At 75.1% G+C, this 26689-nt stretch carries 21 protein-coding genes and 1 pseudogene; 17 read left to right on the top strand and 5 right to left on the bottom strand.

Annotated features, from left to right (window positions below):
- The 3 genes from V6U77_RS26715 to lon all read left to right on the top strand — a co-directional run.
- A partial coding sequence (locus V6U77_RS26715) for a putative manganese transporter (RefSeq protein ID WP_334609489.1) occupies window positions 1–696 on the top strand: 696 nt, incomplete at its 5' end.
- A gap of 22 nt (window positions 697–718) precedes the next feature.
- Window positions 719–976, top strand: a complete 258-nt coding sequence (locus V6U77_RS26710) for a hypothetical protein (RefSeq protein ID WP_334609488.1) — start codon at window positions 719–721, stop codon at window positions 974–976.
- A 38-nt stretch (window positions 977–1014) separates the two neighbouring features.
- The gene (lon, locus tag V6U77_RS26705) at window positions 1015–3345 is read left to right on the top strand and encodes an endopeptidase La (RefSeq protein WP_334609487.1); all 2331 of its coding nucleotides are present in this window, start codon (window positions 1015–1017) and stop codon (window positions 3343–3345) included.
- A 105-nt stretch (window positions 3346–3450) separates the two neighbouring features.
- Here the strand turns inward: lon and V6U77_RS26700 are convergent, their stop codons facing one another.
- On the bottom strand, window positions 3451–5250 hold the full coding sequence (locus V6U77_RS26700) for a DEAD/DEAH box helicase (protein WP_334609486.1): 1800 nt from the start codon (window positions 5248–5250) through the stop codon (window positions 3451–3453).
- A 101-nt stretch (window positions 5251–5351) separates the two neighbouring features.
- Between V6U77_RS26700 and V6U77_RS26695 the strand changes: the two genes are divergently transcribed.
- Window positions 5352–5879, top strand: a complete 528-nt coding sequence (locus V6U77_RS26695; protein WP_334609485.1) for a 2'-5' RNA ligase family protein — start codon at window positions 5352–5354, stop codon at window positions 5877–5879.
- Between the two features lie 131 nt (window positions 5880–6010).
- Here the strand turns inward: V6U77_RS26695 and V6U77_RS26690 are convergent, their stop codons facing one another.
- Complete coding sequence (locus tag V6U77_RS26690; protein WP_334609484.1) at window positions 6011–8230, bottom strand: family 43 glycosylhydrolase; 2220 nt, start codon at window positions 8228–8230, stop codon at window positions 6011–6013.
- Between the two features lie 134 nt (window positions 8231–8364).
- On the opposite strand from V6U77_RS26690, the gene V6U77_RS26685 reads away from it, so the two are divergent.
- From V6U77_RS26685 to V6U77_RS26660, 6 genes are all read left to right on the top strand, one after another.
- Entirely contained in the window at window positions 8365–9114 is a 750-nt protein-coding gene (locus V6U77_RS26685; RefSeq protein WP_334609483.1) for an ArsR/SmtB family transcription factor, read from the top strand.
- Window positions 9115–9729: 615 nt separating this feature from the next.
- On the top strand, window positions 9730–10524 hold the full coding sequence (locus tag V6U77_RS26680; protein ID WP_334609482.1) for an isocitrate lyase/PEP mutase family protein: 795 nt from the start codon (window positions 9730–9732) through the stop codon (window positions 10522–10524).
- Between the two features lie 141 nt (window positions 10525–10665).
- Window positions 10666–11628, top strand: a complete 963-nt coding sequence (locus V6U77_RS26675; RefSeq protein ID WP_334609481.1) for a hypothetical protein — start codon at window positions 10666–10668, stop codon at window positions 11626–11628.
- Window positions 11629–11632: 4 nt separating this feature from the next.
- On the top strand, window positions 11633–13243 hold the full coding sequence (locus V6U77_RS26670; RefSeq protein ID WP_334609480.1) for an asparagine synthetase B family protein: 1611 nt from the start codon (window positions 11633–11635) through the stop codon (window positions 13241–13243).
- Between the two features lie 169 nt (window positions 13244–13412).
- On the top strand, window positions 13413–14345 hold the full coding sequence (locus tag V6U77_RS26665; RefSeq protein WP_334609479.1) for a PfkB family carbohydrate kinase: 933 nt from the start codon (window positions 13413–13415) through the stop codon (window positions 14343–14345).
- Between the two features lie 121 nt (window positions 14346–14466).
- Complete coding sequence (locus tag V6U77_RS26660; protein WP_334609478.1) at window positions 14467–14688, top strand: DUF2188 domain-containing protein; 222 nt, start codon at window positions 14467–14469, stop codon at window positions 14686–14688.
- A gap of 75 nt (window positions 14689–14763) precedes the next feature.
- Here V6U77_RS26660 and V6U77_RS26655 read toward each other — a convergent pair whose 3' ends face one another.
- Window positions 14764–16215, bottom strand: a complete 1452-nt coding sequence (locus V6U77_RS26655) for an LVIVD repeat-containing protein (protein WP_334609477.1) — start codon at window positions 16213–16215, stop codon at window positions 14764–14766.
- Window positions 16216–16353: 138 nt separating this feature from the next.
- Here V6U77_RS26655 and V6U77_RS26650 point away from each other — a divergent pair, with 138 nt between their 5' ends.
- From V6U77_RS26650 to V6U77_RS26630, 5 genes are all read left to right on the top strand, one after another.
- Window positions 16354–17040, top strand: coding sequence for a DUF305 domain-containing protein (locus V6U77_RS26650; protein WP_334609476.1), 687 nt, complete (start codon window positions 16354–16356; stop codon window positions 17038–17040).
- A 97-nt stretch (window positions 17041–17137) separates the two neighbouring features.
- Window positions 17138–18364: a sensor histidine kinase gene (locus tag V6U77_RS26645; RefSeq protein WP_334609490.1), complete on the top strand. Its 1227-nt coding sequence runs from the start codon at window positions 17138–17140 to the stop codon at window positions 18362–18364.
- A complete protein-coding gene (locus V6U77_RS26640; protein ID WP_334609475.1) occupies window positions 18361–19026 on the top strand; it encodes a response regulator transcription factor in 666 nt (221 codons plus the stop codon). The genes V6U77_RS26645 and V6U77_RS26640 overlap by 4 nt, the downstream gene beginning before the upstream one ends.
- A gap of 148 nt (window positions 19027–19174) precedes the next feature.
- The gene (locus V6U77_RS26635; RefSeq protein ID WP_334609474.1) at window positions 19175–19969 is read left to right on the top strand and encodes an ABC transporter ATP-binding protein; all 795 of its coding nucleotides are present in this window, start codon (window positions 19175–19177) and stop codon (window positions 19967–19969) included.
- Entirely contained in the window at window positions 19966–22449 is a 2484-nt protein-coding gene (locus V6U77_RS26630) for an ABC transporter permease (protein ID WP_334609472.1), read from the top strand. The genes V6U77_RS26635 and V6U77_RS26630 overlap by 4 nt, the downstream gene beginning before the upstream one ends.
- Window positions 22450–22508: 59 nt before the next feature.
- On the opposite strand, the gene V6U77_RS26625 is transcribed toward V6U77_RS26630, so the two are convergent.
- Both V6U77_RS26625 and V6U77_RS26620 read right to left on the bottom strand, forming a co-directional pair.
- Entirely contained in the window at window positions 22509–23771 is a 1263-nt protein-coding gene (locus tag V6U77_RS26625) for a nucleotide sugar dehydrogenase (protein ID WP_334609471.1), read from the bottom strand.
- A gap of 116 nt (window positions 23772–23887) precedes the next feature.
- On the bottom strand, window positions 23888–25249 hold the full coding sequence (locus tag V6U77_RS26620; protein WP_334609470.1) for a serine/threonine-protein kinase: 1362 nt from the start codon (window positions 25247–25249) through the stop codon (window positions 23888–23890).
- Between the two features lie 540 nt (window positions 25250–25789).
- Between V6U77_RS26620 and V6U77_RS26615 the strand changes: the two genes are divergently transcribed.
- Window positions 25790–26419, top strand: coding sequence for an RNA polymerase sigma factor (locus tag V6U77_RS26615; RefSeq protein ID WP_334609469.1), 630 nt, complete (start codon window positions 25790–25792; stop codon window positions 26417–26419).
- A 16-nt stretch (window positions 26420–26435) separates the two neighbouring features.
- Window positions 26436–26689: pseudogene (locus tag V6U77_RS26610) on the top strand (hypothetical protein); the annotation flags it as partial.

The raw sequence follows: 26689 nt of genomic DNA, 5'->3' as shown, positions 1-26689 counted from the left end.
GTCGCCGCCGCGCCCGCGCCGGTCGGCCTGGCCGCCGCGGGCGGGCCGGACCTCGCCGGGGCGCGGCGGCTGCTCGGCGGGCTGCTGCCCCGCGTGCCGGCGTCCACGGCGTTCTGGGGGCTCACCACGCCGGCGTTCGCCGTGTCGGTGCCGGTGGTGTTCCAGCTGGTCGACCCGGGGGCGCTGGCCCGGTCCTTCGGGGGCGTCGACCCGTACCTGGCGCTGGGGGTGCTCGGGTCGCTGACCGCCGCGCTGATCTTCGCCGCCGGCCGGGGCCGACTGGCCGACGACAGCCTGGAGACCGCGCAGCCCCGCTCGCTGCGGGAGACGCTGCGGCACAGCGCCCACGAGGCGTCCTTCGTCACCGTCTGGGTCGCCGTGGCGTACCTGGGCTGGCAGGTGGTGACCACGGCGACCGGCTTCGACGGCTCGCAACTCGCCCTCACCGGGCTCGTCGGCGTGCTGGTCGGCGCGGGCGTCGGCCTGATCCCCGGCTGCGCGGTGCAGATCGTCTTCACCGGCCTGTACGTCGGCGGCGGCCTGCCGCTGCCCACCCTGGTCGCCAACGCGATAAGCCAGGACGGCGACGCGCTGATCCCGCTCGCCGCGCTGCGCCGGCACTCGGCGGCGCTGGCCACCGTCGTCACCACCGTCCCGGCGGCGGCCGTCGGCGCCGCGCTGCTCGTCCTGCTCTGATCCCGTACCCGAGGGAGGACCGATGTCCGTCGCGATCCCGATCGCCCGTGCCCGGCGCAAGCTCGTCGTCTTCGCGGTGCTGACCGCCGTCGCCGTGGTGGCCGGCCTGCCGGGTTGGACCGTCGCCGCGCTGGCGCTGACCTGCCTGGCGATCCCGCTCGCCGTGGCGGTCGCCGGGGGCCCCGGCCTGGCGCGTGAGCTGCTGCGTCCGAGGCGCGGCGCGGCGACCTCCGGTGGTCTGGGTCACAGCTCGGAACAAGGGGAACGATTTGGTACTTGAGTGGAACACGCTCAACTCAACGCGATAGCAGGTGTTCGATGGCAACCCTTCCGGTACTTCCCCTGACCGACGCCGTGTTGCTGCCCGGCATGGTGATTCCGGTGACCCTCGACCCGACCACCCAGGCCGCCGTCGACGCGGCCCGCGCCACCGGCGAGGGCAGGCTGCTCGCCGTGCCCCGCCTCGACGGCGAGTACGGCCCCGTCGGCGCGGTCGCCACCATCGAGAAGGTCGGCCGGCTGCCCAGCGGCGAACCGGCCGCCGTGGTGCGCGGCCTGTCCCGCGCCCGGATCGGCTCGGGCGTGCCCGGGCCCGGCGCCGCCCTCTGGGTCGAGGCGACCGAACTCGACGAACCCGCTCCCGCCGGCCGCGCCCGCGAGCTCGCCCGCGAGTACCGCGCCCTCATGACGTCCGTGCTCCAGCAGCGCGGGGCCTGGCAGGTCGTCGACGCGATCGAGCGGATGACCGACCTCTCCGAGCTGGCCGACTCGGCCGGCTACGTCTCCTGGCTCAGCCTCGCCCAGAAGACCGAACTGCTCGCCGCGGCGGACGTCACCGCCCGGCTGGAACTGCTCGTCGCCTGGGTGAGGGACCACCTGGCCGAGCAGGAGGTCGCCGAGCAGATCAGCACCGACGTCCGCGAGGGACTGGAGAAGTCCCAGCGGGAGTTCCTGCTCCGTCAGCAGCTCTCCGCGATCCGCAAGGAACTCGGCGAGGACGAGCCGGACGGCTCCGCCGACTACCGGGCCCGCGTCGGGGCCGCCGACCTGCCCGACCAGGTCCGCGAGGCGGCCCTGCGCGAGGTCGGCAAGCTGGAGCGGGCCAGCGACGCCTCCCCGGAGGCGGGCTGGATCCGAACCTGGCTCGACACGGTGCTGGAGATGCCGTGGGGCGCCCGTACCGAGGACGACACGGACCTGGCCGCGGCCCGCGCCGTGCTCGACGCCGACCACGCCGGCCTGGCCGACGTGAAGGACCGCATCCTGGAGTACCTCGCCGTGCGCAACCGGCGGGCCGAGCGCAACCTCGGCGTCGTCGGCGGCCGGGGCTCCGGCGCGGTGCTCGCCCTCGCCGGCCCGCCCGGCGTCGGCAAGACCAGCCTCGGCGAGTCGATCGCCCGCGCGCTCGGCCGCAACTTCGTCCGGGTCTCCCTCGGCGGCGTACGCGACGAGGCCGAGATCCGCGGCCACCGGCGCACCTACGTCGGCGCGCTGCCCGGCCGGATCGTGCGCGCCCTGCGCGAGGCCGGCTCGATGAACCCGGTCGTGCTCCTCGACGAGGTCGACAAGCTCGCCGCCGGCTACTCCGGCGACCCGGCCGCCGCCCTGCTCGAGGTGCTCGACCCGGCGCAGAACCACACCTTCCGCGACCACTACCTCGAGGTCGACCTCGACCTGTCCGACGTGCTCTTCCTGGCCACCGCGAACGTGGTGGAGGCCGTGCCCGGCCCGCTGCTGGACCGGATGGAGCTGGTCACCCTCGACGGGTACACGGAGGAGGAGAAGGTCGCCATAGCCCGGGACCACCTGCTGCCCCGGCAGCGGGAGCGGGCCGGGCTCACCGCCGAGGAGGTCGCCGTCGCCGACGACGCCCTCGCCCGGATCGCGGGCGAGTACACCCGGGAGGCCGGCGTACGGCAGCTCGAACGGTCCCTGGCGAAGATCCTGCGCAAGGTCGCGGTGGCCCTGGCCACCGACCCGGCGCCGGTCCGCGTCGACACCGGCAACCTCGCCGCCTACCTCGGGCGGCCGAAGTTCACCCCGGAGTCGGCGGAGCGCACGGCCGTGCCCGGCGTGGCCACCGGGCTGGCGGTCACCGGCGCGGGCGGCGACGTGCTCTTCATCGAAGCGACCAGCATGGAGGGCGAGCCGGGGCTGACCCTGACCGGCCAGCTCGGCGACGTGATGAAGGAGTCGGCACACATCGCGCTGTCGTACCTGCGCTCCAACGGGCGCCGGCTCGGACTCGACCCGAACGCGCTGGCCGGGCGGCGGATCCACCTGCACGTGCCGGCGGGCGCGGTGCCGAAGGACGGCCCCAGCGCGGGCATCACCATGGTGACCGCCCTGGCGTCGCTGGCCAGCGGCCGGCCCGTGCGCCCCGAGTTCGGGATGACCGGCGAGGTGACCCTCTCCGGTCGGGTGCTGCCCATCGGCGGGGTGAAGCAGAAGCTGCTCGCCGCCCACCGGGCCGGCCTGACCGAGGTGATCATCCCGGCCCGCAACGAGCCGGACCTGGACGACCTGCCCGCCGAGGTCCGGCAGGCGCTGACCGTGCACACCCTGGCCGACGTCGCCGACGTGCTCGCCCTGGCGCTGCGCCCGGCCGACGCCGACACCCGTCCCGGCCCGGCGCTCGCCGCCGCCTGAGGCGCGCGGCGGAAGGGTCCCCTACCGCTGGCAGGGGACCCTTCCGCGCGCGGAGGGCCTGCGGTGCGAGGTGGTCACGGCGCTCGCCGCCGAGCGCGTACCGTCCTAGCGGCGGTCGCGCCGGTCGAAGTCCCGGTCGCGGCGCTCGCGCCGGTCGGCCCCGTCGAAGCGGCGCTCGCCGCCGTCGCCGTCGCCGTCACGGTCGCGCCGTACGGTCGCCTTGCGGCCCTTGATGGTGCTGCCCCGCAGGCCCGCGATCACCTCGTCGGCGACGCTCTGGGGCACCTCCACCAGCGAGAACCGGTCGGCGATCTCGATCGAGCCGATGTCCCGGCCGCTGACCCCGGTCTCGCCGGTGATCGCGCCCACCAGGTCCTGCGGCCGGACCCCGGCGCGCCGGCCCAGCCCGATGAAGACCTGCGTGGTGCCGCCGGCGCGGGGCCGGGCACCGCCACGCCGCTCGCCCCGGCCGCCGGCCTCCGGACGCCCCTCGCGCGGGCCCCGGACGGGGACCTGGGGGATCTCCTCCTCGTCGTCCGAGCCCGGCGACGTCGCCTCGTGCGCCAGCTTCACCGCGGCGAGGGCCACCTCCACCAGGTCGAACTCGTCGGTCAACGACTCGACGATCGCCCGGTACGGGTCGAGGTCGTCCTCCAGCAGGCTCTCCCGCAGGGCGCCCTGGGTCAGCTCCAGCCGCCGGGTGCGCATGTCCGCCACCGTGGGGATCTTGTCTATGGCGATGCGCTGGCCGGTGACCCGCTCGATGGTCTTGAGCATCCGGTGCTCGCGGGGCTCGGCGAGGGTGATCGCCACGCCCTCGCGGCCGGCCCGGCCGACCCGGCCGATGCGGTGCACGTACGACTCGGGGGCCGACGGGACGTCGTAGTTGACCACGTGGGTGAGCTGCTCGACGTCCAGGCCGCGGGCGGCCACGTCGGTGGCCACCAGCAGGTCCGCGGTCCCCGTACGCAGCCGACCCATGACGCGGTCGCGCTGCTCCTGGCTCATCCCGCCGTGCAGCGCCTCGGCCCGGTAGCCCCGGCCGTTCATCGTCTCGGTGAGCCGGTCGACCTCCTCGCGGCTGCGGCAGAAGACGATCGCCGCGGTGGGGGACTCGACGTCCAGCACCCGGCCCAGCGCCGCCGGCTTGTGCGCCCGGGCGACGATGTACGCGCTCTGCCGCACCCGGGGCGCCTCGCCGGCCACCGGCTGCTCACGGGCGATGAGGATGCGTACCGGATCGGTCAGGTGCTTGCGGGCCAGCCCGTCGATGCGGGCCGGCATCGTCGCCGAGAAGAGCACCGTCTGCCGCTGCTCCGGCGCGTGCTCCAGGATCGCCTCGATGTCCTCGGCGAAGCCCATGTCGAGCATCTCGTCGGCCTCGTCGAGCACCACCGTGGCCAGCGAGCCCAGGTCGAGCGTGCCCCGGGCGATGTGGTCCAGGGCGCGGCCCGGGGTGGCGACCACGACGTCGACACCGAGGTCCAGGGCGCGCAGCTGCCGGCCGATCGGCTGCCCGCCGTAGATCGGCAGGACCCGCGCGCCCAGGTCCTTGCCGTAGCGGTGGAACGCCTCGGAGACCTGCACCGCGAGCTCGCGGGTGGGTACCAGCACGAGCGCCACCGGTGCGCCGCCGGGCCGGACGTCGGGCATCCGCTGCAACAGCGGCAGCGCGAAGGCGGCCGTCTTGCCCGTACCCGTCGCGGCCTGCCCCAGCAGGTCCCGACCGGCGAGCAGGGGCGGGATGGCCTCCCGCTGGATCGGGGTGGGCTCCTCGTAGCCCAGGGCGGACAGCGCGCCGAGCAGTTCGGCGCGCAGCCCGAGGTCCGCGAAGGCGCTCGTGTTGTCGAGGGCGTCGGGGCCGGGCTGGGTGGTCGGGTCGTGCCGTACGGGTGCGGAACTCATGTGCCAAGCCTTTCATCACGGCCGCGACGCCGTTTCGCCGACCGGCACAACAGCCACCCGTGCGGGTCCGGCGCGGTGCTCCGGCGGGCTAGCCTGGCGGCGTGCGTACGGTCGAACTGGTCTGCTCGCCCGACCTGGAGGCCGCGGTGCGCGGCGCCTGGCAGCGGCTGGCCGCGCTGGGGCTGCCCAGCCTGGCCCGCAACGCCCATCCGACGAACCGGCCGCACCTGACCCTGGCCGCCGTCGACGGGTTCCCGCCCGGCGCCCGGCAACGGCTGGTCGAGCTGTTCGACGCCACGTTGCCCCTGCCGGTGCGGCTGGACCGGATCGCCGTGCTCGACGGCAGCGCCCCGCTGGTGTGGCTGGTGCACCCGTCGCCGGAGCTGACCGCCCTGCACGCCTCGGTCTGGGACGTCCTCGCGGCGGCGCCAGGGCAGCGCCCCTGGCACGCGCCGGGGCGCTGGCGGCCGCATCTGAGCCTGGCGCTGCGCTTCCGTGACGCGGACCGCCGGCTGGCCCGCGCGGTCGCCGGCGTCGAGCGTCCCGGCGGCGCCTTCGTCGCCGGGCGCAGCTACGACGGGTCGACCCGGACGGTCAGCCCGCTCGGCGGCGACGGGCGCCGCGGCTGACCGGCCGACCGCCGCGGCCGGCGGGCGAACCGCCCCGGCTGACCGGGCCCCGCCCCGGCGCAGGCCCCGCCACCCGCGATGACGGGACCGGGCCCCCACCGTCCGGCGGGGGCCCGGTCCCGTCGAGGGGCTCAGCGGTGGAAGCGCAGGTAGTCGAAGTACGCGGTGAGCGCCGGGTCCGCGCCGCCGTGCGCGACCAGCCCGATCCGGGGCGTGGTGTCGGCCGGGAAGGTCCACACCCCGCCCCACGTCCAGTGCCGCCCGTCGCGGCTGGAACCGGCCCGGAACTCGTGCTCGCCGGTGGCCGGGTCGACCCGGTGCGCCAGCCGGAGCCAGGTGGTGGTCGCCGGGGCGCCGACGATGTTGCCGCCGTAGACCGGCTGGCCGGCGAAGGGCAGCTCGTAGCCGTACTCCACCTGCCGGGTGTTCCAGATGGCGACCTGCGCCAGCCGGGCGAACCGGTCGTCGTCGACGTAGGCGACCAGCCCGGCCTGCTGGTAGTTGCGCACGGTCTCCTCGCCGAGGTCGAGCGTCACCTTCGTCTCCACGACGTAGTCGCCGTCGGGGGCGTCGCGCAGCAGCACACCGGCGGTGTTGCCGGTGCCGGTCAGGTCGGCGCCCTGCACCGGCCAGCGCAGCGCCCCGCCGGACACGGTGGCCGCCGGGTCCGGCCGGACCCACCGCCACGCCGGGTCGAGCCCGCCGGTGAACTCGTCGGAGAACGCGGGCAGCAGGCGGCCCACCCGGGGCTCCGCGACGGCGTGGCGCACCGGCCGGTGCAGCCGGGCGACGCTGACGTTGTCGAACCCGGCCGTGCCGCCGGTCGCGGTGAGCGTGAGCCGCCCGGTCACCGGCCGCGCCAGCCGCAGCGACACGACCGCCAACTGGTCGCCGAGGCGAGCCGGGCTCAGCTCGGCCACCAGGTCCCGGCCGCGTACCTCCACGGCGAGGTGGTGCCCGGCCGCGGCGTCGAAGCCGGCGGGTAGCGGCGCGCTCGCGGTGCGGGCGCCGTCGGCGGCGACCAGCCGGCCGGCGGCGGCGTCCACGCGTACCGAGACCCGGCCGCCGAGCGTGAGGCCGGCCGCTCCGGCGGCGGAGAGCCGCAGGTCGGCCTCCGCCCGCAGGTCACCACCCACGGTCGTACGGCTGGTCAGCGCGCCGCTGCCGGTGAGCCGACCGTCGGTGACCCGCCAGTCCCCGGAGCCGCGCCGCCAGTCGGCCAGCCCGGCGTCGAAGCGCTCGTCCACCCGTCCGGTGGTGACCGGCGCGGGCCGGGCGCCGTCGGACGGGCCGGCGCCGGCGTTCACCGTCGGCCAGCCGTCGATCCAGTCGAGGCGGTCCAACAGCATGGGCCGCTCGTTGATGCCGAACGGCTCGTCCAGGTACGGGTCGGCCCGGTCGATGGCGTGGTAGACGATCCAGTCCCGGCCGGACAGGTCGGTGAGGAAGCCGTTGTGGCCCGTGCCGATCCACCGGTTGCCGTTCTGGGTGAGCACCGGCGTGCCGCCGGCCCTGGAGGCGGTCAGGGCGATGCCGTCGCGGTCGACGAACGGCCCGCGCGGGCCGCGGGACCGGCCGACGTGCACGGAGTAACCGGTGGCGGGGCCGGCGCAGCAGTTGGCCGTGGAGGCGAACAGGTAGTACCAGCCGTCGTGGCGCACCACGTGGCTGCCCTCGAACTTGTTGTCGACGGCGACCGGGGTGGGGGTGCCGACCGCGCGCAGCCCGTCGGGGGAGAGCTCGGTCACCGAGATTCCGCCGTAGTAGCTGCCGTAATAGAGGTAGTGCCGGCCGTCGACGTCGGTGAACTGGCTCGGGTCGATGGTCCACAGCCAGCCCCCGCCACCGCCGGGGCGGGGCGCGACCACGGGCTCGTCGGCGAAGGTCCACGGGCCGGTCGGGGTGGGCGCGGTGGCCGCCCCGACGGCGAAGTCGCCGCCGTCGGGGGAGACGGTCGTGTCGGTAACGGTCACGTACATGACCCAGCGGTCGCCGACCCGGCGCACGTCGGGGGCCCAGAACCCGGCGCCGGGTGCCGCGTACGCCGGGCGTTGGTCGGCGCCGAAGGCGTCCCCGACGTACGTCCAGTCGACCAGGTCGGCCGAGCGGGCGGTGGGGACCCGGTGGAACGTCCCCTCACCCTCGCGCAGCGGGTCCGTGGTGCCGTACGCGTACCAGAAGCCGTCCTCACCGCGGACGATCACCGGATCGGCGAAGGTGTCGGCGAACCCGGCCGAGACGGGGTTGCGGTAGCGGGGCCCGGGTGCGGCGGCGGCCGGCGCGGACGCTGTCGCGGCCAGGACCAGACCGGCGACGGCGGCGAGCGCCCCGGCGCGGCGGAGATGTCCCATCAGACCTGCCTCGGGTGCGAGAGATGTCGACCAGGATCGGTGCGTGTCCGTTTCTACAACGTTGGATACAACGTTGTAAAGGCGTACCGACGCTTCGGCGCACGCCGCAGGGTGCCCGTGCCAGCATGGAGCCCGTGACCGCCCCCGCGCCGGACGGCCGGGCCCTGGCCCGGCTCGCCGCCCTGCTCGCCGACGACACCCGGGCCCGCATCTGCCTGGCCCTGCTCGACGGCCGGGCGTGGACGGCGGGGGAGCTGGCCCGGCTCGCCGGGGTGGCCCCGTCCACCGCCAGCGACCACCTCACCCGGCTGGTCCGGGGCGGGCTGTTGGTCGAGCAACGGCAGGGACGACACCGCTACGTCCAGCTCGCCGGCCCCTCGGCGGCCCAGCTGGTCGAGGGTCTGGCCGGCTACGCGCCCGGGCGGTCCGAGCCGGCCCGCTCGCTGCGCGCCGCCCGTGCCGTCGCCGCCTTGGCGTACGCCCGCACCTGTTACGACCACCTGGCCGGGCACCTCGGGGTGCTGCTGCGCGACAGGCTGCTCGCGCGCGGGCTGCTCGACGGCGCCGGCGGGTCGGCGCTCACCTCGGCCGGGCGGGGCTGGTTGGCTGAGCTTGGGGTGCCGATCGCGCCGCTGCGGGCCGCCCGCCGTCCCCTGGTGCGCGACTGCCTGGACTGGACCGAGCGTCGGCCGCACCTGGCCGGCGCGTTGGGCGCGGCACTGTGCGCCCGCTTCTTCGAGGCGGGCTGGCTGACCCGCGGCGGCGGACGGGAGGTCCGGCTGACCCCGGACGGTGCTCCGGCGCTGGCCGCCGCACTCGGTCTCGCCCCGGCCGACCTCGCGCCGCCCGCGACCGCGCCGGACACCGGCAGCGGCCGCGCGTGACCGGGCTGCGCCTGACGGGGCCGCGACTGACGGGGCCGCGACTGACGGGGCCGCGCGTGACGGGGCCGTGCCTTGTCCACCCGTTCGGCGCATTCGGGCCTCGTTTCTCGAGACGGTCCGCAATCCCTCCAGATGGCTCGGACCTCATTCCGTAAGACGGACGGCGAGGGAGCCAGTCGCCCCTCGTTACCGATCGTGGCGGCCGGGTGGGTCACGCGCTGTCACTGCCCATGTCCCGGCCGCCCGGTGCCCTCCGTGCCCTTTGCTCTGCATTCCTCGGCGCACCACCAGGCTGAGCTGGGTATCTGGGCGGGACCGCGACGATCGAGGGCGCAAGCTTCGTTGACCGTCAGTAGCTGTTGCGTATGTGGATGCAGAGCAAAGGGGTCGGAGGCATGTTGAGCCGGCCGGCGCTGACCGTAACTTCTCGTGACGGCGTGGCTGGCGTCGGCCGGTCGCGACGATCCCTGGAGCGGTCCCGTGGTCCGACCGTGACGGCACCGCACGCGCCGGCAGCCGACGTTTCGGCGGGCGCCGAAGGGTTCCGGCCCTACCGTCGCGGAAGACGACCGTCGCCGGCCCCACGGGCCCGACCATGATCGAGGTGGACACCCGATGAACGCGCGCTGCGCCGCCTTCCACGCCCTGCACCGCGCCGCCCGGCCGCTGCTGCTGCCCAACGCCTGGGACCACGCCAGCGCCGCCGCGTTCGTGGCGCGCGGGTACCCGGCGGTCGGCACCACCAGCCTGGGGGTCGCCGCCGCCGCCGGCGTGCCGGACGCGGCGGCCGCCACCCGGGCGGAGAGCCTCCGCCTGGCCCGGGCGCTGCGCCCGCTCCCGGTACTGGTGACCGTCGACGTGGAGGCGGGGTACGCCGACGACCCGGCGGTCGTCGCCGGGCTGGCGGCGGAGCTGGCCGCGCTCGGGGTGGTGGGGGTGAACGTCGAGGACGGCCGGGCGGACGGCGCCCTCGACCCGCCCGAGCTGGCGGCGGCGAAGGTGGCCGCCATCAAGGCCGCAGTGCCCGATCTGTTCGTCAACGCCCGCACCGACCCGTGGTGGCTCGGCACGCCCGATCCCCTGCCGGAGGCCCTGCGCCGGGCCCGCGCGTACCTGGCCGCCGGAGCGGACGGGATCTTCGTGCCCGGGGCGCCGGACGTCGACGCCGTCGCCGCGCTCGTCGCGGGGATCGACGCGCCGCTGAACGTGCTGCACCGGCCGGGCGGGCCCACCCTCGACGAGCTGCGGGCGCTCGGCGTGGCCCGGGTGAGCACGGGCTCGCTGCTGTTCCGGGCCGCGCTGGGCGCCGCCCTGGACGCCCTGGACGCCGTCCGGTCCGGCGCCGCGCCGCGCGCGGAGCCGCCCTCGTACGCCGAGGTGCAGCGGTTGAGCGGCGCGTCCCGACGGTGACCCTTCGTGCGCGGTGGTGGCCCTCCGGCCTCCCGAAGGAGTAGATTAGGAGGATTGTTCGGACTCATCCCTCCCGGTCCGATTACGGTGTGTGCAGGGCGATGCACACAATGATGCCGTGACGGGAGAGAGGACCCGACCATGCGAGTGCCCAGCCGAAGCCCGGGACAGCAGCCCGGTTCCTCCGTCACACCCGCCGCTCCGGCCCGGGGGCGCGCGTTCGCCACCCCGCCGCGGCCCGCCGCCGCGCCGGACCTCGACGCCTACCGCACGGCCGTGGCCGAGCTGCTGGTCGAGGTCGGCGCCCTGGCCGACGCGTCCTGTACCGCCGCCCGGCAGGTGCTGATCGACGACCGGCTGCGCGAGCCCGCGATCGCCGCCGTGCTCGACGCCACCCCGCAGGGGCTCGTCGGCGCCCGCGAGACGCTGCTGCTGGAGATGGCCCGCTACCAGCCCAACGCGCGCAGCTCCGCCGCCGACCTCACCGCGCTGGTCCGGATCTACCTGCTCTCCCGCGTCGACGTGATGTGGTGGCGCGACGCCCCCACCTTCCTCACCGACGCCCAGGTCGACGCCAGCTGTGAGCTGGTGGACCTGGAGTGGCTGCGCCGACGGGACCTGCTGTGCTTCCGCTACACCGAGCAGCCGCGCACGCTGCTCCGCCGCGGGATGCGGGCGGCGGGGCGCCGGCTGCGGCCGGCCGCCACGCCACGCACCGCCGGACTGCGGTTCCGGCGGGCCCGCCGCGAGATCGTGGCGCTGCTCAACGACATCGCCCGGCAGCTCGCCGCCAGCACCCCGCCCGGCACGCCGCCGCTGTGGGTGACCAGCCTGGTCCGCAGCGCCGAGCACCAGCACCGGCTGCGCCGGCTCGGGTACGCCGCCATGATGCCCAGCGGGCACTGCCTCGGCTGGGCGGTCGACGTCGAGATGGAGTGGTTCGGTCGCTTCGGCGTCCGGGACACGCTGGCCGAGCTGTTGCTGGCCCGGCAGCGGGCCGGCGAGGTCAACGTGGTCGACGAGGGGCAGGCCTGGCACCTGTGCCTCGCGCCGGCCGCGCGGCGGCGGCTGCGTCGGGCGTACGAAGCCGAGATGGGGGTCTGAGCCGATGTGTGGCATCGCGTTGAGTCTCGGCCCCGAGGCCGATCCGACCGTCTTCCGGCGGATGCTCGTCACCCTCGCCCCGCGCGGCGAGGTCACCGAGACCCGCTACGAGAACGGCCTGCTCGCCGGCACCCGCCGGCTGCCGATCGTGGACCCCGAACGTGCCGTGCAGCCGTGGGTCTCCGCCGACGAACGGTGGCTGCTCTGCTACAACGGCGAGGTCTTCAACCACCACGAGCTGCGCGAGCAACTGGTCCGGCTGGGCCACCGCTTCCGCACCGCCGGCGACACGGAGGTGGTGCTCGCCGCCTTCCTGCAGTGGGGCGAGGACATGGTGACCCGGCTGCGCGGCGAGTACGCCTTCGCCGTCGTGGAACGGGCCACCGGCCGGGCGTACCTGGTCCGGGACCCGCTCGGCGTCAAGCCGTTGTACTGGACCCGCACGCCCGGCTGCCTGCACGTCGCCAGCGAGGTCAAGGCGCTGGTGGGCCACCGCGCCCCGATCGTCGAGGTGCCGCCCGGGCACCACGGCTGGGCCGAGCCCGGCGGCGCGGTCCGGCTGCGCGCGTACGTCGACCTGCTCACCCTCGGCGACGGGCTGCCGGTGGTGGACGACCCGGACGAGGCCGCCCTGCTCGTCCGTGCCGCCCTCACCGACAGCATCCGGATGCGGGTGGACACCGACCTCACCGTGGGGGTGGTGCTCTCCGGCGGACTGGACAGCTCGCTGGCCCTGCTGCACGTGCGCGAGATGCACTCCGACTGTGTGGCGGTCACGGTCGGCGTGCCCGACAGCCCCGACGTCGCGTACGCGCGGCGGCTCGCGAAGGACCTGGGGGTGCCGCACGAGGTGGTGGAGCTGCGCCCCCGTGACGTCCGGCTGGCCGACGTCCGGGAGGCCATCCGGATGTCGGAGCTGACCGAGTACGGCGACATCATCAACGCGGTGGTCACCGTGCCGCTGTTCCGTCGGCTGCGCGAGTTGGGCGTCAAGGTGGCGCTCACCGGCGACGGCTCGGACGAGCTGTTCGGCGGCTACCCGATGTACCACGAGGCCGGCCCGGAGGCGTCCCGCCGGCTCTTCCTGCACAGGATCCGCAACCTCTGCCGTACGGAGTTGCAGCGCGTCGACCGGGCCAGCATGGGGCACGGGGTGGAGGCCCGCGTGCCGTTTCTCGACCTGAGCGTGGTCGAGCTGGCGATGCGGCTGCCGATGGGGCTGAAGATGCGCGAGGGGCAGGAGAAGTGGATCGTCCGGCGGGCCTTCGCCGACCTGCTGCCCGACTACGTCCGGCGCCGGCCGAAGAACCCGATGTCGTACTCCTCGGGGCTGCACGAACGGGCCCGGCTCTACAAGCCGCTCTTCGCCCGGCTGCACCGCTCGTTCGGCTACCACCTGCTCGAACCGGTGCGCCGCGACTTCGACACCGTGCTGAGCCGGTGCGGCAACGACCTCGACCGGGCCATCGCCGACGGTCGGGCCCGGCCCGACTACACCCTGCTGGAGCACGCCCGCGACCTGGCCGGCGCGGCGAAGTGGAACGCCGCCCCGATGGTCCGCCGGCTGGTCGGGCCGCGCCGCACCCGCGGCGACGAGGCGCCGCTGCCGGGCTGACCGGCGCGCTGCCCCGTTCGGCGACCGTGGCGAGGTCTCGTACGCCCCGCCCTGCCCGCAGGAGGGCCCGTCGGCGTGCCCAGGAGCGGTGACGGGCCCTCTCCACCGGCACGGAGCATCCCCGCGCCCGGCGGGATCAACCGGCCCGGCCGCGGGTAGTGGTTCGCTCATGGCGGAACTGGACGCGATGGTGGTCGGGCAGGTGGCGCGGGACCTCGTGCTGCTGGTGGACGAGGTACCGGAGGCCGGGGGCACCGCCGCGGTGCGGCGGCGGCGCGAACTGCTCGGCGGCAAGGGTGCCAACCAGGCCGTCGGCCTGGCGCAGCTCGGCGCCGCCGTCGGCCTGCTCGGGGTGGTGGGCGACGACGACGTGGGGGAGCGGCTGCTGACGCTGGCGCGGACCGACGGCATCGACGTGCGGTGGGTGCGGCGCCGGCCCGGCACCCCGACCGGCCTCATCGTCGACGTGGTCGACGCCGACGCCGACTGGCGCTACCTGGAGGACCTTCCCGAGGCCACCCTGCTCACCCCCGACGACGTCGCCGGGGCGGCTCCCGCCCTGCGGGCGGCGCGGGCCGTGCTGGTACAGCTCCAGCAACCGGCGCGGGCCGCCCTGGCCGCGGCCCGGATCGCCCGGGAGGCCGGCCGGCTGGTCGTGCTCGACGGCGCCCCGGCCGACGCGGCCGACACCGACGCGCTGCTCGCCCTCGCCGACGTGCTGCGCGCCGACGCGCGGGAGGTGGAGCTGATCACCGGCGACGCGCCGCGGGACGCCGAGGCGGGCCTGGCCGCCGGGCGCGAGCTGCTGCGCCGCGGCCCGTCGACGGTGGCCGTCGAGGTGGCCGGGGCGGGCAACGCGTTCGTCTGGCCGGAGGGCGAGCTGTTCGTGCCGTTGAGCGAGACGACCACCGTGGACGACACCGGCGCCGGGGACGCCTTCGTCGCGGCGCTGACCCTCGGCGTGCTACGTGGTCAGCCCCGGGAACGGGTCGCGCGGCACGCGGTCGCGGCGGCCGGCGCGACCGTCGGGCATCCGGGCGGCCGGCCCGCGCTGACGCCCGAGGCGATCCGCGCGCAGCTGGACCGGATCCCGGCCGGGTGACCCGCGCCCACCCGACGGGCGGTTGCCGGTAACGGCCCCGGACGCCTGTCCACACGGGAGGGTTTTCGGCCGTCGGAGCCGGGGTATGCCGGAAGACCTGACCGAGAGGCGGGTGACTGACATGAAGCGCAATCAATACCACGTCGTGCCGAACGGTGGCGGCTGGAAGGTCGAGCAGGGCAACCAGGTCGTCGGCACCTTCGACACCAAGCAGCTCGCCGTCGAGGCGGGGCGCCGGGAGGCGCACGGCAACGAGCCGAGCCAGCTCGTCGTGCACACCTCCGACGGCAAGATCGAGACGGAGTACACCTACCAGAACGACCCGTATCCGCCGGCCGGCTGACACCGCCGCGTCCGCACCGGACACGAACGGGCCCGACCCCCTGCGGGGGCCGGGCCCGTCGGCGCGGTGGGGGACTTACCAGCTCAGGTAGCTGGGCTGGGTCTGCGCGTTCAGCTCGCGGTACCGGACGAGGTTCGCCGTCCAGGTGCGCCAGTCGGTCAGCTTCAGCACGTCGAGGCCCTTGGTCATGTCGTTGGAGTAGATGTAGCCGTTGTAGTAGTACGCGGACCAGGTGCCACCGCCGACGAGCCGGTCGGCCGAGATCGGCCCCCGCTCCCAGAACGCGATCTCCTTGGGGTTGGCCGAGTCGGTGAAGTCCCAGACGGAGATGCCGCCCTGGTACCACGCCTGGACCATGATGTCGCGCCCGAGCACCGGGATCAGCGAGCCGTTGTGCGCCACACAGTTCTCGGTGTCGGCGTTCATCCGGGGGATCTTGTAGTAGCTGCGGAAGACCATCGTCCGGGCGTCACCGCGACCGGTGATGTCGTAGATGGCGTCGGCACCGCGCTCCGGTCCGATGGCCTCGTTGCAGGTGGCCGCGCCGCCGCCGCCCAGCTCGTCGGTGAAGACCACCTTGGTGCCGGCGTTGTTGAACGTGGCCGAGTGCCAGAACGCGAAGTTGACGGTGTCCCGGACCCGGTTGATCAGCCGGGGGGCCTCCCGGTCGGAGATGTCCATCAGGATGCCGTCACCCATGCACGCGCCCGCGGCGAGGTCCTTCTCCGGGTAGGCGGTGATGTCGTGGCAGCCGGTGGTCGCTGAACCGCCGGGCCGGCCCTCGTAGCCGCCGTCGGGGAAGAGGTTCGGGGAGGCCACCACCGCCGCGTCCGTCGGCGACTTCACCGGCACCTTCACGATGGAGATGGAGTCGTGCGGGGGCTGGCAGTCGGGGAACTCCGCCCGAGGGCTGTACGAGGAGACGTAGAGGTAGACGGTCCTGCGGTCCTTGCCCGGCACGAGGGTGTGGGTGTGCGACCCGCAGGCCGTCTCCACCGCCTTCACGTAGCGGGGGTTGGCCTTGTCGCTGATGTCGAAGACCTTGATGCCCTCCCAGGACGCCTTCTCCGTCGCCGGCGCGCTGGTGCTGTTGCAGGAATCGTCGCTGCGGGACGAGTCGGTGGAGAGGAACAGCAGGTCGCCGTGGACGGAGATGTCGTTCTGCGAGCCGGGGCAGTACACCTGCGACACCACCGTCGGCGCGGTTGGCCGGGAGATGTCGTAGACGACGAAGCCGTTGTAGTTGCCGGCGAACGCGTAACGGCCCTGGAAGGCGAGGTCGCTGTTTGTGGCGTCCAGTGGCGCCTGCTTCGGCAGGTTGGCGACCTGGCGGAGGTTGGGGCTGCTGACGATCTCGTCGACGCCCGGGATGGTGGTGGAGGTGCCCACCGTGCCCGAGGGGGCGGACCGTGCCGCCACACCGGCATTTCCCGGCGTGGCGGTGGCGACGCTGGCGAGGAGTAGGCCGGCGGCGGCCAGGCTCACGGTGGTGAGCCGCCTGGCCCGCAGGGTGCGGAAACTGGTCATCGGCGACGCCCTTCGCAAGGGGATGGCGATTGTGGACACCTTACATTCCAATGAGATTGATCGATGTGACGTAGCTCACATTAAAGCTCGTCCATCGATGTATAGCATCGCCATGACCTCTACCGGGGGGAGTCGTCCATGACCAGCCGCCGCGCGCGCACCCTGGCCGTCGTCATATCCGCGTGCCTACTGGCGGTGGTGGTCGTCGTGCTGTCCCGTTCCACCAGCGGCCCGACCGTGACGCCGACGGGACAGGCCGCCGCCCCGACGTCCGCCCCGCCGGGTCCGAGCCGGCCCCCGGTGATCGTTCCCGGTCGGCCCGGCGAGACCGCCACGGTCCGGCCCGCCGAGGAGCTGCGCGACGCGGCCACGTCCCGGCACAACTCGATGGACGTCTGGTTCGTCCGGATGATGATCCCGCACCACGCCCAGGCGCTGGAGATGGCGGAGCTGGCCGGCGACCGCGCCGGCGACCCGGCCCTGCGGGCCCTCGCCGAGCGGATCCGGGCGAGCCAGGGCCCGGAGATCGGCATGATGCGGGGCTGGTTGCAGGCTCGGGGGCTCTCCACCGAGGTGGCCGGGCACGACCACGGCAGCATGCGGGGCATGCAGACGCCCGAGGCCATCCGGCAGCTCGCGGCGGCACGGGGCACCGAGTTCGACCGGCTCTTCGTGCGGATGATGACCGAGCACCACCAGGGCGCGGTGCAGATGGCCACGGACCTGCTCAAGGTCGGCGCCGACCTCACCCTGTCGGAGTTCGCCAATTCCGTCGCCACCGAGCAGACCGTCGAGATCGACCGGATGCGCGAGCTGCTGACCTGAACCGGACCGGCCCGGTCGTCGCGGACGGGGTCGATCAGGCGGCTGGCCCGACCGGGGCGCGGGGCCGGTGACCCCTGACCTGCGGCACGTACGCTGGGTGACCGTGAACCGCACGATCTTCGGCCGCCCCCTGCGCGGCGTCGCCTTCGACGTCCTCGTCTCGGCCGCGGTGGTGCTCCTCGCCCTCGCCGGCCTGGCGAACCAGCCCGGCGGATGGAAGGCCACCCTGGTCGGCGCCGCGATGGCGGTGGCGCTGCTGTTCCGCCGGGCGCACCCGTCGGCGGTCGCCCTCGTCGTGGCGGCCCTCGCGCTGGTGCAGGTGGTCGCCGGGTGGGGGCCGCTGGCCTTCGACGTCGCCGTGCTGATCGCCCTCTACAGCGTGGTCAAGTACGCCGACCGGCTCCGCGACGGGATCCTCGCCGGGATCGGCGCGGCCGTCGGGGTGGTGCTCGCCGGCCTGCAGACCCAGGGCGTCATCGCCTGGTGGGCGACGGCGATCTACTACGGCCTGGTCACCGGGGCCGTCTGGCTGGTCGCGCTGAACGTGCGGACCCGCCGGCTGTACGTGCTCAGCCTGGAGGAGCGGGCCGCCACCCTGGAACGGGAACGCGAGGCGGAGGCGCGCGCGGCGGTCGCCGGGGAGCGCACCCGCATCGCCCGGGAACTGCACGACGTGGTGGCGCACAGCATGGCCGTGATGATCGTGCAGGCCGACGGGGCGCGCTTCATGCTCGACCGGGACCCGGAGATGGCCCGCCAGGCGGTGAAGGTGGTCGCCGACACCGGTCGGCAGGCGCTGGAGGAGATGCGTCGGCTGGTCGGCGTACTGCGGGAGCCCACCGCGCCCGCCGCGGCGGGCGGGCCCGACGGCGCCGGGGCGGGCGCCGACCCGGCCCACCGCCGGCTGGCGCTGGCGGAACTGCCCACCCTGCTCGACCGGTTCCGCGCCGCCGGCCTGCGGGCACGCCACGCCGTCACGGGAGAGCCGGCGCCGATGCCGCCCGGGCTGGAGCTGACCGTCTACCGGGTGGTGCAGGAGGGGCTCACCAACGCGCTGAAGCACGCCGGGGTCGGCGCCGACGTCGAGGTCACCGTCGCGCACGCCGGCGACGCCGTGGTGGTCCGGGTGGTCGACGACGGCCGGGGCCGCCCGCCGGTCGGCCCGGCGCCCTCCGGCGGGCACGGCCTGCTCGGCATGCGTGAGCGGGTCGGGGTGTACGACGGCAGCCTGACCGCCGGGCCGCGCCGCGGTGGGGGCTGGCAGGTCGAGGCGCGGCTGCCGCTACCGTCGACGCCGGTGACGACGGAGGTGACGGCGGCATGACGGTCCGCGTGGTGATCGTGGACGACCAGGCGCTGGTCCGCGCCGGTTTCCGCATGGTGCTGGACTCCCAGCCGGATCTGGAGGTGGTCGGCGAAGCGATCGACGGCGCCGACGCCCTGCGGTTGCTGGCCGGCGTCGAGGCCGACGTCGTGGTGATGGACGTCCGCATGCCCACCATGGACGGGGTGGAGGCCACCCGCCGCATCTGCCGGGAGCGTCCCGCCGGATCGCCCCGGGTGCTGGTGCTCACCACCTTCGACACCGAGGCGGACGCCTTCGCCGCGCTCCAGGCCGGCGCCAGCGGGTTCCTGCTCAAGAACGTCCCGCCGGAGGAACTGCTGGCCGCCATCCGGGTGGTCGCCCGGGGCGACTCGGTCGTCGCCCCCTCCATCACGCGCCGGCTGCTCGACCGCTTCGCCGGCCGGCTCGGCCCCGGGCCCGCCGAGGACCCCCGGGTCGCCCAGCTCACCGAGCGCGAGCGGGAGATCCTCCTGTTGGTGGCGCAGGGCCTCTCCAACGCGGAGATCGCCGCCCGGGCGCACGTCGCCGAGGCCACCGTGAAGACGCACGTCGGGCGGATCCTCGCCAAGCTCCAGCTCCGCGACCGGGTGCAGATCGTGGTGCTGGCGTACGAGACCGGGCTGGTCACCCCCGGCGGCTGAGCCGGCCTACGACCCAGGTCGTACGGGCCCACCCCGTCAAGGGCTCCCCAGGTCGCAGCGGGATCACCACGCGCGGGTGGACGCGGCCGGACCGGCGGCGCCCATAGCGTCGGAGACGTCCCAGCCACGACCTCCACGGGGAGCTCACGTGTCCGTCGCACCTCCCGCGCACGCCACCGCCGGCGTCGCGGTCGCCGCCCGCGGCCTGTCCAGACGGTACGGCTCCGGCCAGGCCGCCGTCGTCGCCCTCGACGGCGTCGACGTCGACTTCGCCGCCGGCCGGTTCACCGCCATCATGGGCCCGTCCGGCTCCGGCAAGTCCACCCTCATGCACTGCCTCGCCGGCCTGGACCGGCCCACCGCCGGCAGCGTGCGCATCGGCGAGGCCGACCTCGCCCGCCTCGACGACAGGCGGCTCACCCTGCTGCGCCGCGACCGGATCGGTTTCGTGTTCCAGAAGTTCAATCTGCTGCCGGCGCTGACCGCCGAGGAGAACATCGTGCTGCCCCTGGCCATCGCCGGGCGGCGACCGGAGGGGGCCTGGCTGCGCCAGGTCGTCGCCGCGGTGGGCCTCGCCGACCGGCTGCGCCACCGTCCCGCCGAACTCTCCGGCGGTCAGCAGCAGCGGGTGGCGGTCGCCCGCGCCCTGATCACGAGACCGTGGGTGATCTTCGCCGACGAGCCGACCGGCAACCTGGACTCCCGTTCCGGCGCCGAGGTGCTGCGGCTGCTCCGTGGGGCCGTGGACACCCTCGGACAGACGGTGGTCATGGTGACCCACGACCCCTCGGCCGCGGGCCACGCCGACCGGGTGGTCTTCCTCGCCGACGGCCGGCCCGTACGCGACCTCACCGCGCCGACCGCCGAGCGGGTGCTCGACGCGCTCGCCGGCCTCGAGGCGGCGCGCGTACCGGGCGCCGGCGGCGAGGCGGTGGCCCGGTGATCCGCACGACCCTGCGCCAGCTGCGCGCCGAGGCACTGCGCCTGCTGCTCTCGTCGCTGGCCGTCGTGCTCGGCGTCGCCTTCGTCGCCGGCACGCTGATCTTCGTCGACGGGATGCGCGCCGGCGCGTACGAGCGGGCCGGGGCGTTCGACCGGCACACCGACCTCGCCGTCCATTCCGCCACCGAGGATTCGTTGCCGGCCACCCTGGTCGGCAAGGTGCGCGCCGTCGACGGGGTGGCCGCCGCCGAGGGGGAGCTGCTCGGCTCCGGCGGGATCGTCGGCGCCGACGGTCGCCCCGTGCTCGGCTACGCCGTCCTCGCCGCCATCCCCGTCGCCGAGGCGCTGCGCTCGTACGACGTGGTGGCCGGCCGGCTGCCCGACCGCCAGGGCGAGGTGGTGCTGGACGCCGCGACCGCCGACGAGGAGGGCTTCGCCCTCGGCAGCGAGGTACGCGTCGGTGGCGGCGGGGGAGCGGCCCGCCCGTACACGTTGGTGGGCACGGTCGACGTCGCCGGCACCGCCCGCGACGTCGGCGGCCCGTTCATCGGCCTGGTCGGCGCGGACGCCCTCGCCGTCACCGGCCAGCGCGGCTACGACCGGATCATGGTGCGCGTCCGGCCGGGCGCGGCCGACGCGGCGTTGGCCGAGCGGGTCGCCGAGGCCGTCGGCGCCGACGCGACCGTCAGGACCCGGCAGCGCATCCTCGACGACGCCGTGACCGACGCGGTACGCGACCTGCGGCAGTTCAACATGGTGCTGCTGACCTTCGCCGGCGTCGCCGTCGTGGTGGCCGGCTTCGTCATCGCCAACACCTTCGCCATCGTGCTGGCCCAGCGGACCCGGCGGACCGCGTTGCTGCGGCTGGTCGGGGCGACCCGGGGGCAGTTGTTCCGCGCCGCGCTGCTGGAGGCCGGGCTGGTCGGGCTGGTGGCCTCCGCGGCCGGCGTGCTGGTCGGCGTGGTCCTGGCCGGCGGCATGAACCAGGTGATGACGCGGCTCGACGCGCCGGTCGCCGGCGGGCTCACCGTCACCGTGCCGACCGTGCTGTTCGGCCTGCTCCTGGGCACGGCGATCACGATGGGGGCCGCCCTGCTGCCGGCGTGGCGGGGCACCCGCGTCGCCCCGGTCGCCGCGCTCACCGACGCGGCGGTCCAGCCCGGCCGTGGTGCCGGGCGGCTCCGGCTCACGCTCGGCGCGCTGGTCTTCGCCGCCGGGACCGCCGCGCTGGTCGGTGCCGCGTACGCCGTCCAGGTGGTGCTCGTGGCCGCCGGCGGGGTGCTCGTCTTCCTCGGGATCGTGCTCTTCGGCCCGGTGCTCGTGCCGGCGCTGGTTCGGGTGCTGGGCTGGCCGGCCCGCAGGCTGTTCGGGGCGACCGCCGGCCTGGCCGTGGCGAACGCCGTGCGCAATCCGCGCCGGATCGCCGCGACCACCACGGCCCTGGTGATCGGGATCGGTCTGGTGTCGGCCTTCGTGGTCGGCGCCCGCAGCACCAAGGACGGCATCGAGCGCAGCGTGGACGCCGAGATCGGGGTCGACTGGTTGGTCACCGGGATCGGCGGGGACCTGCCGGCGCCGCTCGTGGCCGAACTGCGCGCCCGGCCGGAGCTGGCGGTGGTGCACGAGCAGCGCGGCGCCGTCGACGCCGACGTGCAGATCCGGGCCGCGCACCCCGCCCTGGTCGGCCGGACGCTGACGGGGACCGTGGCGGGCGACGTCGAGCGGCTGGGTCCCGGCTCCGTGCTGGTGCACCGCGAGCTGGCCGAGGCCCGGGGCTGGACGACCGGCTCCACCGTCACCGTGCGCGGCCGGCCGTTGCGGGTGGCCGCGGTCGTCACCGCCGACGGACCCGCGCTCGCCGGCAGCCGCGTACCCGTCGGCCACGTGATCGACATGGTCGACGCCGACTTCACCGCCCTCTTTCCCGACGAACGGGGCCACCTGGCCGAGATCGACCCCGCCGACGGGGTCTCCGCCGAGCAGGCCCGGAGCACCGTCGAGACGGTGGTCGCCCGGTACCCGACGGCCAACCTGATGGACCAGGGCGCGTACAAGAAGATGCTGACCGCGACGGTCGACATGCTGCTGGCCTCCGTCACCGCGCTGCTGGGCCTCGCCGTGGTGATCGCGCTGGTCGGGGTCGCGAACACGTTGAGCCTGTCGGTGGTGGAGCGGACCCGGGAGAACGCGGTGCTGCGGGCCGTCGGACTGACCCGGGGCCGGATGCGCGCCATGCTGGCCGTCGAGGCGGTGCTGATGGCGTTGGTCGGCGCGCTGCTCGGGGTCGGCCTCGGCACGGGCGTCAGCGCCGCCGCGATGGCCGTGCTGGCCCGGATCGGTGGCGACTTCGCCGTGGTGCTGCCGGTGGGGCAGCTCGGGCTGATCCTCGGGGTGGCGGTCGTGGCCGCCCTGGTCGCCTCGGTGCTGCCGGCCCGCCGGGCGCTGTCGCGGCCGGTGGTCGAGGCGCTCGGCGACCAGTGACATCCGCCGGCCGGTCCCGCCGCCCGCCGAGGCGGCGGGACCGGCCAGCGGTGCCGGGTCTACAGGCGCTCCACCACCGGGCCGGCACATCGGTTGCGGGTGTCGAAGACGTACCGGGCGTGCCGGGTCACGAGGTCGTAGTCGAAGTCGTCGTGGTCGGTGACCACCACCACCGCGTCCGCCGCGCGGACCTCCCGCTCGGTCAGCTCCACCACGAGCACGCCGCCCGGGATCTGGTGCGGCTCCGCGTAGGGCTCCACGGCACGCACGTCCGCGCCGAGGGCCTGCAGGCGCCGGGCGACGTCGACGGCGGGGGAGTCGCGCATGTCGCCCGTGTTCTTCTTGTACGCCAGCCCGAGCAGCAGCAGCCGGGCCCCGCGGACGGTGCGGCCGGTCCGGTTCAGCCCGTTCATGATCCGCTGGGCCACGTGCTCGGGCATCTCGTGGTTGACGTCGTTGGCCAGCTCGATGAACCGGAACTGCCGCCCGAGGCGCCGCTTGACCTGCCAGGACAGATAGCACGGGTCGATCGGCAGGCAGTGCCCGCCGACCCCCGGGCCGGGCCGGAACGGCATGAAGCCGAACGGCTTGGTCTCGGCCGCCTCGATCGCCTGCCACACGTCGATGCCGAGGTGGTGCGAGAGCATCGTCAGCTCGTTGATCAGGGCGATGTTCACCTGGCGGAACGTGTTCTCGATCAGCTTCGTCAGCTCCGCCACTTGGGTGGAGTCCACCGGCACGGTCCGTTCCACGAGCCGGCGGTAGAACCCGTCCACCCGCGCGAGCGCGACCGCGTCCGTCCCGGAGACCACCTTCGGGGTGTTCTCCAGGCGCCAGGTCCGGTTGCCCGGGTCGATCCGCTCCGGGCTGTAGCCCAGGTGGAAGTCGCCCGGGCTGCGCAGGCCGCTGGCCGACTCCAGCAGCGGGCGCAGCAACTCCTCCGTGGTGCCCGGATAGGTGGTGGACTCCAGGATCACCGTGCAGCCCGGCCGCACGTACGGGCCGATGCCGACGCCGGCCTGCTCCACGAAGCTGAGGTCGGGGGTACCGTCGCGCAGCGGCGTCGGCACCGTGATCACGCAGATGTCGAAGCCCTCCGCGTCCGGGTACGCCGTGCTCGGCCGGTACCGGCCACTGCCCAACGCCCGGCCCAGCCGGTCGGCGGGGATGTCCTCGACGAACGACTCGCCCGAAGCGAGCCGCTTGACCCGGTCGGAGTCGACGTCGAGGCCGACCACGTCCAGCCCGGCCTCGACGGCCCGCATGGCCAGCGGCAGGCCGACGTACCCCTGGCCGATCACGACCAACTTCTCAACGCTCACCCGGGCTCCCGAGGCAGACGACGGAAAGTACCTGCTCGGGAGCCTAGAGCGATGGGTGTGCCCGTAAGTCCGGTTTGGGATTATCGGTGCCGGTGAGACGTTTGCGGTGCCGGTGGTCAGTCCCCGGCCGGCGGATTGGCCGGCTCGACCGGCGTGGTCTGCGTCTCGGTCGGCTCCACCGGCGGCGTGGTCTGGGTCGGCGCGCTGCTGCTGGGCGTCGGCGGCGGCGGATCGTCGGTCTTGGTGGGATCCGGTGACTCCGGCGCCCCGGACCCGCTGGGCTGGGGGGAGACCGGGGGCGTGCTGGCCGAGGGAGAAGGGCTGGAGGTGGAGCCGGTGGGCCGGAAGGGCCGACCGGGGTTCACCGGTTCGTCGTCCTGCTCCGTCGGCGCCTGCGCGCCACCGCTCGGCTCCGCGGCCGGGGTGGTCGCCTGCGGGACCTTGACCGCCGGTGCGTCGGCCTCGCTGGTCATGCCGAGCGCCGCGCCGAGCCCGGCCAGCGCCACCAGCACCGCCGCCGCGGCGCCGACGAGGGTGCCGCGGCGCCTCCGGCGGGCGGCGGTCGCGGCCACCGGCACGTCGGCGCGGGTGCCCGGGTCCACGCCGCCCGACGCCGCGGCGACGGGCACCGTGGCGGTGGCCGCGGAGGGGTCGGACACGGCGCTCCGGGCGGCCTCGGCCATCGCCGCCGCGCTGCTGAACCGGTCGGCCGGGTCCTTGGCCAGGGCGCGGGAGACCAGCGCGCGGACCGCCTCCGGCACCTCGTGCGGCAGTTCCGGCGGCTCGTCGTCGAGGTGGCGCACGGCCACCTGCAACGGGTTGTCGCCGGTGAACGGCGGGCTGCCGCTGAGGCAGCAGTACGCCACGGCACCGAGGGCGTAGACGTCGGTCGCGCCGGACACCGGCCGGCCGGCGGCCTGCTCCGGCGCCATGTAGAGCGCGGTGCCGGGCACCGCGTTCGTGCTGGTGATGCTGGTGACGTTGGTCGACCGGGCGACGCCGAAGTCGACCAGCACGACGCTGCCGTCCTCCTGCACCAGCAGGTTGCTCGGCTTGACGTCGCGGTGCACGATCCCGCCGAGGTGCGCGGCGTGCAGCGCCTGGGCGACCTGCGCGACGATCCCCATCGTCTCGGCCACGTCGAGGTGCCCGGCGGCCTCGATCCGCTTGGACAGCGGCTGGCCGGTCACGAACTCCATGACCAGGTAGTCGGCCCGGCTCCCGTCGGGCAGGTCGTCCTCGCCGCAGTCGAAGACCTGGACGATGCCCGGGTGGCGCAGGGCGGCCATGATCCGGGCCTCGGCGCGGAAGCGGGCGATGAAGTCGGGGTCGGAGACCAGCGCCGGCAGCAGGACCTTGACCGCGACCTGCCGGCCGAGGACGAGGTCCTTGCCCCGCCAGACGTCGCCCATGCCGCCCGTGGCGACACGCTCGTCCAGGCGGTAGCGACCGCTGAGTACGACCTCCGATGACAACACGGCACCACCGTACCCAGACCGGCGGGGATCGGCGCGCCGCCCGCCGTGCGCCCGGCCCGCGTCCGCCACCGGGTGGGGGCGGCGGGACCGGACCCACCTCGGATATGGTGTGACCGGGCGCGGACCGTCTGTGACGGTATGTGTCCCATGTCGGCCCTAAGCTGGCCGAACGCGCCGCCGCAGCCGGTCGGGCGACGGCGCAGCGTCCCGGAGGCCTGCCCCGTTACGGCGACGGGCCGCCCGAACGGCTAGATAATTCTCACTCTTTTGCCGGTCGGCCGGGCTTGCCCGATCGACTCGACGCTCCTACCGTTAGCCCGACTCGGGCCGCCCCACGGCGTCGCCGCGGCACGTGCGCCGCTGAGCGTGCCACCACGGCAGAAGTCCGGACGTGCCGTCCGGGTGAGCGGTCCCGATGTGATCAGGTCAGCGGGGGGCTGAGGGTGCGGGATCACGTCCGGTTGCCGGACCGTGCTTGCCTTGCGCGCGCCCACGTCGGCGCGCGCCGCCTGCGCGTGTGCACGGGACGGAGGCGGCCCGGTGGCGGGTGAGCTCCACGAGGCCGTCGTGGCGGCCCAGGCCGGCGACGAGGACGCCTTCCGCTTCCTCTACCGCAGCCTCCAGCCCGGCCTGCTCCGCTACCTGACCGCCCTGGTCGGCGCGGACGCCGAGGACGTCGCCTCGGAGACCTGGCTGCAGGTCTCCCGTGACCTGCCCCGGTTCACCGGCGGCGAGTTCCGGGCCTGGACCGTCACCATCGCCCGCAACCGGGCCATGGACCACCTGCGCCGGCAACGCCGCCGCCCCTCGCTGCCGGTGCCGGTGCAGGCGCTCGCCGAGCTGGCCGGTGACGCGAACACCGCCGAGCGGGCCGGTGAGACCATCGGCACCGAGGCGGCGCTCGCGCTGATCGCCACCCTGCCGCCCCGCGAGGCCGAGGCCGTCCTGCTCCGCGCGGTCGTGGGGCTGGACGCCGAGACCGCCGGGCGGGTGCTCGGCCGCCGGCCCGGTGCCGTACGCACCGCCGCCCACCGGGGACTGCGCCGGCTCGCCGCGCTGCTGGAACGCCACGATCCGACCCGGTCGCCGGCCACCTCCGAGGCCGCCGTGCCGCCCCGACCGCGTACCGGCCGGCGGCAGGCGTCGCACGTCGAGCCGGCGGACGGTTGACGTGAGGGGATTCAGGATGTTCTTCCGCCGGATCGCGCGGCCCGCCGACCGCGGCGCGTCCGACCGGCTGCTCGACGCGGCTCGCGCGGACGCACCCCGTACGCCCGACGTCGTCGGGTCCGAGCCGCTCGCCCGGCTGCTCTCCGCCGCCGCCGCCCCGGCCCGACCCGGCGAACTGGCCGGGGAGGAGGCCGCCGTGGCCGCCTTCCGCGCGGCCCGCGCGGCCCGCGCGGCCGGCGCTCCCCCCCGAGCCGCGGCGCCGTCGCGCCG

It is taken from the genome of Micromonospora sp. CPCC 205546, assembly GCF_036902715.1.
Lineage (GTDB): Bacteria > Actinomycetota > Actinomycetes > Mycobacteriales > Micromonosporaceae > Micromonospora.
This window is presented reverse-complemented; position numbering and strand designations above follow the sequence as displayed.